Below are 5,849 nucleotides of genomic sequence, written 5' to 3' on the forward strand. Positions count from 1 at the left end.
TGACTTTTTAAAAGTGGTGGTGGGCATTATTGGTTTGCTGATGCTGATTAAAGCCTGCCTTAATCAGCCTGTAGGCAATTTATTAACCAGCATAAGTATTGTTGGTGCAGCCGTTGCATTAGCAGCTAAAGAAAGCCTTGAAAATTTAATTGCTTCCTTCATTATTTTTTTTGATAAACCATTTACAGCCGGTGATACCGTAAAAGTAAATAACGTAACAGGTACAGTGGAAAAAATTGGTTTACGCAGCACCCGTATCCGAACGGCTGATAAAACATTAGTAACAGTACCCAACAAACAAATGGTAGATAGTGTGGTAGATAACTGGAGTATGCGTACCCACCGCCGTGCCGAAATTAAATTGGAATTATCTCCTGAAACATCTGCAGCTACAGCACAACAATGCATTGCTGAAATAAAAAAACTTTTGGAAACAAAAACGCAGCTCACCTCTTACAATGTACATCTAACAGAAATTAATAAAGCCGGTATAACAATTATTGCAGAATATTTTACTGTACCAATAGCGCTGGAAGAATTTATCAGTATTAAAGAAACGGTGAATTTTGCAGTGAAAGATATACTGGAACAAAATAAAATAATAATGAGCAGCTCAAATATTTTCGACAACCTTGTAAATAAGCAATCAGTACCGGAATAGTTTACAAAATATTATTCCATTGTTGTTCCTCTTCCATAACTGCAATATTTTTCTTTTTTATTTGCCGGGGAATAGTGCCTGAGTACAGCAATGCAACAATTACAATCAAATAAATTAAAAGTATTAAAAGTACCAGCGAAAAGGTATTGGATAAAAGCATAAACCCTTCCATCAAAAAAACTAAAATGCTGCTTATAAAAAGAAGCCGCAAAGCATGTATTGATTTTTTCATCAACAAAACAAATGCCGTAATACATAAAATATAAATACCAATAATTGTAAACGGTATCCAGTGCGGATTCATAACAATCATCATTTGTATTAAACATGTAATGGAAATCATTACCCCAAATAAACCTCCGTTTTCGCAAAAACTTTCCTGGTGCTTTGTAAGAAATTCCATATTTATTTTAGAGTGAATTTAAAATATCCGCCAGTTCTTTATCCCATTTACCGGTTTTGCCATACTCCACCACACGGCCAAATTCCTTACCATCTTTCATCACAATAATGGTGGGCACATTAATAATATTGAATGCCTCAGTAATACTTGCCAGCGATTTTTTTGCCCGGTTAACACCAAAAAAAGAAATTGTATTATCTGCAACCCCACTCATTTCCTGCAATTTAAAAAATTTAGGCAAAATAAATTGTGTATCCTCACACCAGGTGCCGCCAAACACTACAAACTGTACTTTAGTTTTTGCTCTTTCAAAAGCTGAAATGGTTGCAGTATCGGGTTTGTAACTGTTGGTGCTGCTGTTGTACCATTTGTAACTGGTATCGTTTTGTACAACATATTTATTAATGATGCCCCGTAAAATATGTTCTTCGGGATGTTTTTCATCTTTTAAAATTTCGTATTGGGCCTGGCTGTATGCATTAGCAATAAATAAACTGCAAACTAAAAGTGTAGCTAAAAATTTCATTCAAAATAAATTAATGGTGGAAAAAGTTCAAGAGGTTAAAGTTCAGTTTAAAAACCCTTTCGCAAAAACTAATTTTGTTAATAACGGGTTATAGAATTTAGGAAACTAAAAGTTGTCAGCCAGAGCTTGTCGAAGGCGGGTTTAAAAAAGCACGTCGGCTTCAACAATCCCATCTACAAATTCGCTTTCAATTCATTCAAAAAACCTTTCAGTTTTTTCAGCGATTCTATCATAGCAAATTTTTCATCTGCCTTTTTGTTATTCTTAATAAAATCTTTAGCGCCTTCAATAGTATATTTTCTTTCTCTTAATAAATGGTAAATGAGTTTTAAATTTTTTACATCTTCAGGTCTGAACAAACGGTCGCCTTTACCGTTTTTCTTAGGTTTTAAAACATCAAATTCATTCTCCCAAAAACGTATCAGGCTTTGGTTTACTTTAAACATACCGGCAACGGTGCCAATGGAATAATACATTTTTTCAAAAAGCACTTCATCTTCCGGCACTTCAATTAAATCCACACCGGCATCCATATCTTTCAAACTCATGCGGCCACGGGTTTGTTTTCTATTGCTTTTTCTTTTTGGCTTAGCCGTAACAGTGGTTATTGCAGTTAAATCAAGCACCTCATCATTTACTTCAATATTTATTTCATCAATAGCCACAGCAATTACTTCGGCCTTTTTATTTTCCGAAGTTGTAAGCGCCGCATCTTTTATATCAGCCGGAGCGCTGCCAAAATCAAAAGCTATTTGTTTTTCGTCAGCCATTTTTTTTATAAAAATAAAAAAGTATTATCAATATTTTTTTTGTGAAATCACGTTTTTTAATCAAAACTTTTTGCACTTCCTGTTGCTGCAATTTTCAACACCCTGTCGTACTGTTCAGCATTTAAATCATTAAAGAAAAAGTACACCGGGTCAACCGGCCGGCCATTAATATGCACTTCGTAATGGCAATGTGGCCCTGTACTGGCGCCAGTACTGCCTACCCATCCAATAACTTCGCCACGTTTTACACGCTGCCCATCTCTAACTTTTATGCGTACCATGTGCATGTACACCGTTTCGTACCCATAACCATGATTAATAATTACGTGGTTACCCGTACCCGTACCCGGCCCGGCAGTTTTTATAATTCCATCGCCTGTTGCATAAATGGGTGTGCCCTGCGGTGCTGTAAAATCTAAACCGCTGTGCATTTTTGCAATACCGTAAATAGGATGTATCCGCATACCAAAACCACTTGCAATTCTGTTTAGTTCTTTATTGCTTACCGGTTGTATTGCAGGTATGCTGGCCAATTTATTTCCCTGGTTGTTAATTAATTTTTCAATGGCGGCATAACTTTCAAACTGGTATGCCACACGGGCATTAATATTATTTAACGTTTTTGCAATGTCGGTACCCAGTTCATCTTCATTTTTTAAACTTATTTTTTCCAACTCTTTTTTCTGTTCAATCAGTTTTGTCCGGGCACTGTCACTTAAAGGGTTGGCCTCAAAAATAGAGCGGTACACCTGGTTATCCCGTTTTTCTAATTCGGCCATTTGCTCCTGCAGGGTTTTAACTTTGGTACTTAATATACCGTAATTATCTTTTAAATTATCGTACTTCAGTTTAGTTTCTTTATCCGTTGCCTTAGGTAAAAATTTGTTGTACAGGCTAATAATAATAAGACTGCTAACTGCCAGTGCCGAAAGAAAACCAAATATCCGCAACAGCTTTACCCTAAAAGGCGTAACCAGTTTTTCGTACCGGAGTGTGTTGGTGTTATAGAAATATTTTATTTTCTTCATGCTTGTTGTCTAAATAGCAAACGTTGTTTTTTTGGGTTTTGTTGTTTTTTGAACCAAGCTTTATTAATTCTATATAGCTTCATTGGCGTCGCACTCTTCAACTATATATCTTTATTCATCTTTAATCATGTTTTGCACTATTCGCTTCTGTCTCCTCCATTTCGCTTCCCCTTTGGGGTTCTCAGAAAGAGAACGAACGAAGTTCAATAGGATGGGCTTTCTCCATAGTTCCCCCTTAGGGGCGGAGGGGCTGGAACTTTTTTTCTTTACCTTTGCCCCCGCTACAAATATAGCCCGATACACAACAAAAATCAACCCAAATAAATAGTTTTAATATGATGACAAGTGCCGAGATACGACAGCAATTCCTCGACTTTTTTAAATCTAAAGGCCATACCATAGTGCCATCAGCACCTGTTGTTATTAAAAACGACCCTACACTTTTGTTTACCAATGCCGGCATGAACCAGTTTAAAGATTATTTCCTCGGCAATAAAATATCTCCCCACCCAAGAGTAGCCGACACACAAAAATGTTTACGGGTAAGCGGCAAACATAACGATTTGGAAGAAGTGGGCGTAGACACTTACCACCATACTTTATTTGAAATGCTGGGCAACTGGAGTTTTGGCGATTACTTTAAAAAAGAAGCCATTGCCTGGAGCTGGGAACTGTTGACCGAGGTTTATAAATTAGATAAAGACCGTTTATACGTAAGCATTTTTGAAGGCGATGCCAAAGAAGGTTTACCAAAAGATGAAGAAGCATTTAACGAATGGAAAAAAGTTATTGCAGAAGACCGCATTTTATTAGGCAATAAAAAAGATAATTTTTGGGAGATGGGTGACACAGGACCCTGCGGCCCATGCACAGAAATACATGTGGATTGCAGAACCGATGAAGAAAGAAAAGCAGTAGATGGAAGTACATTGGTGAATAACGATCATCCGCAGGTGATTGAAATTTGGAACAATGTATTTATACAATTCAACCGTAAAAAAGATGGCAGCCTGGAGCAATTACCATCAAAACATGTAGATACAGGAATGGGTTTTGAAAGATTAACAAGGGTTATTCAGCAAAAGCAAAGTAATTACGATACAGATATTTTTACAGGTACTATTGCAGCAACAGAAAAAATAGTTGGTAAAAAATATATTGCAGACGATTCAAAAGAAAGCATAGCATTCAGGGTGCTTGCCGATCATATCCGTGCCATAAGTTTTACTATTGCTGATGGACAATTACCAAGTAACACCGGCGCTGGATATGTGATAAGAAGAATTTTAAGAAGAGCAGTGCGATATTATTATTCTTATTTAGATTATAAACAACCATTATTGCATCAATTATTACCTGTAATTGCAAAGCAATTTGAAAATGTTTTTCCAGAGTTGAATCAGCAGTTGGATTTTGTGAGTAAGGTTATTAAAGAAGAGGAAGATGCGTTTTTGAGAACATTAGGTTATGGTTTGAGAAGACTGGACGATTACTTCAATGAAAAGAATCGAGAAATTACTATTAAGATTCAAAAAGACCCTACCCGAGGAAAATTAGAACTATTAAATAACATAGTTTATGATGGGAAACTTGCTTTTGAAATGTATGACACTTTTGGCTTTCCTTTAGATTTAACAAAGTTGGTTCTCGAACAAAATAATTTCAGTTTAAATATTACTTTGGATGAATTAGGATTCGAAAAAGAAATGCAGCAACAAAAAAACCGCTCCCGTGCTGCAACTGCAATGGAAACCGAAGACTGGATAACAGTAAATGATATTGCTTCCTCCAAATTTGTTGGCTACGATAGTTTAGAAACAAAAAGTAAAATTATCAAGTACCGTAAAGTAAGCGGCAAAGGAAAAGAGTTGTATCAAATAGTTTTAGATACCACACCCTTCTATGCCGAAAGTGGCGGGCAAGTTGGAGACAGTGGCACATTCACCATTCACCATTCACCATTCACCATAATTGATACCAAAAAAGAAAACGATCTCATCATACATTTTGCAGAAACTATTCCTGATGATTTAAGTGGTGAAGTAATTGCAAAAGTTGATGCAGCAAGAAGAAGAGAAATAACGGTTCACCACAGCGTAACACATCTAATGCATGCCGCATTACGCAGTGTATTAGGCACACACGTTGCACAAAAAGGGTGCGCGCTGTCGAGCCGCGCCGTCTCCAGGATGTCCGAGGTCATGGCCTCCAGCTCGGCCAGGTCGGACGCGAGCCGGTCTCTGGTCTTGGACGGGTCGAGGAACTCGAGCGCCAGCCGCATCCGCGTCATCGGCGAGCGCAGCTCGTGGCTCACGTCGAGCAGGAGCTGCTCGCGGGAGCGCAGCATCTCGCGGATCCGCCCGGTCATGCCGTTGAACGAGCGCGCCAGCTCGGCCAGCTCGTCGTTGCCCCGCTCGGGAACCGGGAGGGCCAGATCCCCCTCGGCCAGACGCTTGACGCC

At 38.2% G+C, this 5,849-nt stretch carries 6 protein-coding genes and 1 pseudogene; 2 read left to right on the plus strand and 5 right to left on the minus strand.

The genetic code is table 11. The features are described 5' to 3' along the window. The coding region (locus tag ACY651_RS02585; protein WP_462249416.1) for a mechanosensitive ion channel family protein at window positions 1-661 on the plus strand (661 nt) is incomplete at its 5' end. A gap of 1 nt (window position 662) precedes the next feature. Here ACY651_RS02585 and ACY651_RS02590 read toward each other — a convergent pair. The 4 genes from ACY651_RS02590 to ACY651_RS02605 form a co-directional block, all read right to left on the minus strand. Beyond that, complete coding sequence (locus ACY651_RS02590; RefSeq protein ID WP_462249418.1) at window positions 663-1,064, minus strand: hypothetical protein; 402 nt, start codon at window positions 1,062-1,064, stop codon at window positions 663-665. A gap of 7 nt (window positions 1,065-1,071) precedes the next feature. Then, window positions 1,072-1,590: a thioredoxin family protein gene (locus tag ACY651_RS02595; RefSeq protein ID WP_462249420.1), complete on the minus strand. Its 519-nt coding sequence runs from the start codon at window positions 1,588-1,590 to the stop codon at window positions 1,072-1,074. A 173-nt stretch (window positions 1,591-1,763) separates the two neighbouring features. Further along, window positions 1,764-2,360 (minus strand): MerR family transcriptional regulator, encoded by a 597-nt coding sequence (locus tag ACY651_RS02600; RefSeq protein WP_462249422.1) that lies wholly within the window; start codon window positions 2,358-2,360, stop codon window positions 1,764-1,766. Between the two features lie 56 nt (window positions 2,361-2,416). Continuing rightward, window positions 2,417-3,388, minus strand: coding sequence for a M23 family metallopeptidase (locus ACY651_RS02605; RefSeq protein ID WP_462249424.1), 972 nt, complete (start codon window positions 3,386-3,388; stop codon window positions 2,417-2,419). Window positions 3,389-3,726: 338 nt separating this feature from the next. Here ACY651_RS02605 and alaS point away from each other — a divergent pair. Beyond that, window positions 3,727-5,502 (plus strand): annotated as a pseudogene (gene alaS, locus ACY651_RS02610) (alanine--tRNA ligase); the annotation flags it as partial. Here alaS and ACY651_RS02615 read toward each other — a convergent pair. Next, window positions 5,475-5,837 (minus strand): HAMP domain-containing protein, encoded by a 363-nt coding sequence (locus tag ACY651_RS02615; protein ID WP_462249426.1) that lies wholly within the window; start codon window positions 5,835-5,837, stop codon window positions 5,475-5,477. The pseudogene alaS and the gene ACY651_RS02615 overlap by 28 nt on opposite strands. Between the last annotated feature and the right edge of the window lie 12 nt (window positions 5,838-5,849).

Source organism: Ferruginibacter sp., from assembly GCF_031391665.1.
Classification (GTDB): domain Bacteria; phylum Bacteroidota; class Bacteroidia; order Chitinophagales; family Chitinophagaceae; genus Ferruginibacter.

What these genes read in the sequence shown, in the direction of transcription:
- ACY651_RS02590 (WP_462249418.1), bottom strand. Translation starts at nt 1,064, where the DNA reads ATGGAATTTCTTACAAAGCACCAGGAAAGTTTTTGCGAAAACGGAGGT.
- ACY651_RS02595 (WP_462249420.1), bottom strand. Translation starts at nt 1,590, where the DNA reads ATGAAATTTTTAGCTACACTTTTAGTTTGCAGTTTATTTATTGCTAAT.
- ACY651_RS02600 (WP_462249422.1), bottom strand. Translation starts at nt 2,360, where the DNA reads ATGGCTGACGAAAAACAAATAGCTTTTGATTTTGGCAGCGCTCCGGCT.
- ACY651_RS02605 (WP_462249424.1), bottom strand. Translation starts at nt 3,388, where the DNA reads ATGAAGAAAATAAAATATTTCTATAACACCAACACACTCCGGTACGAA.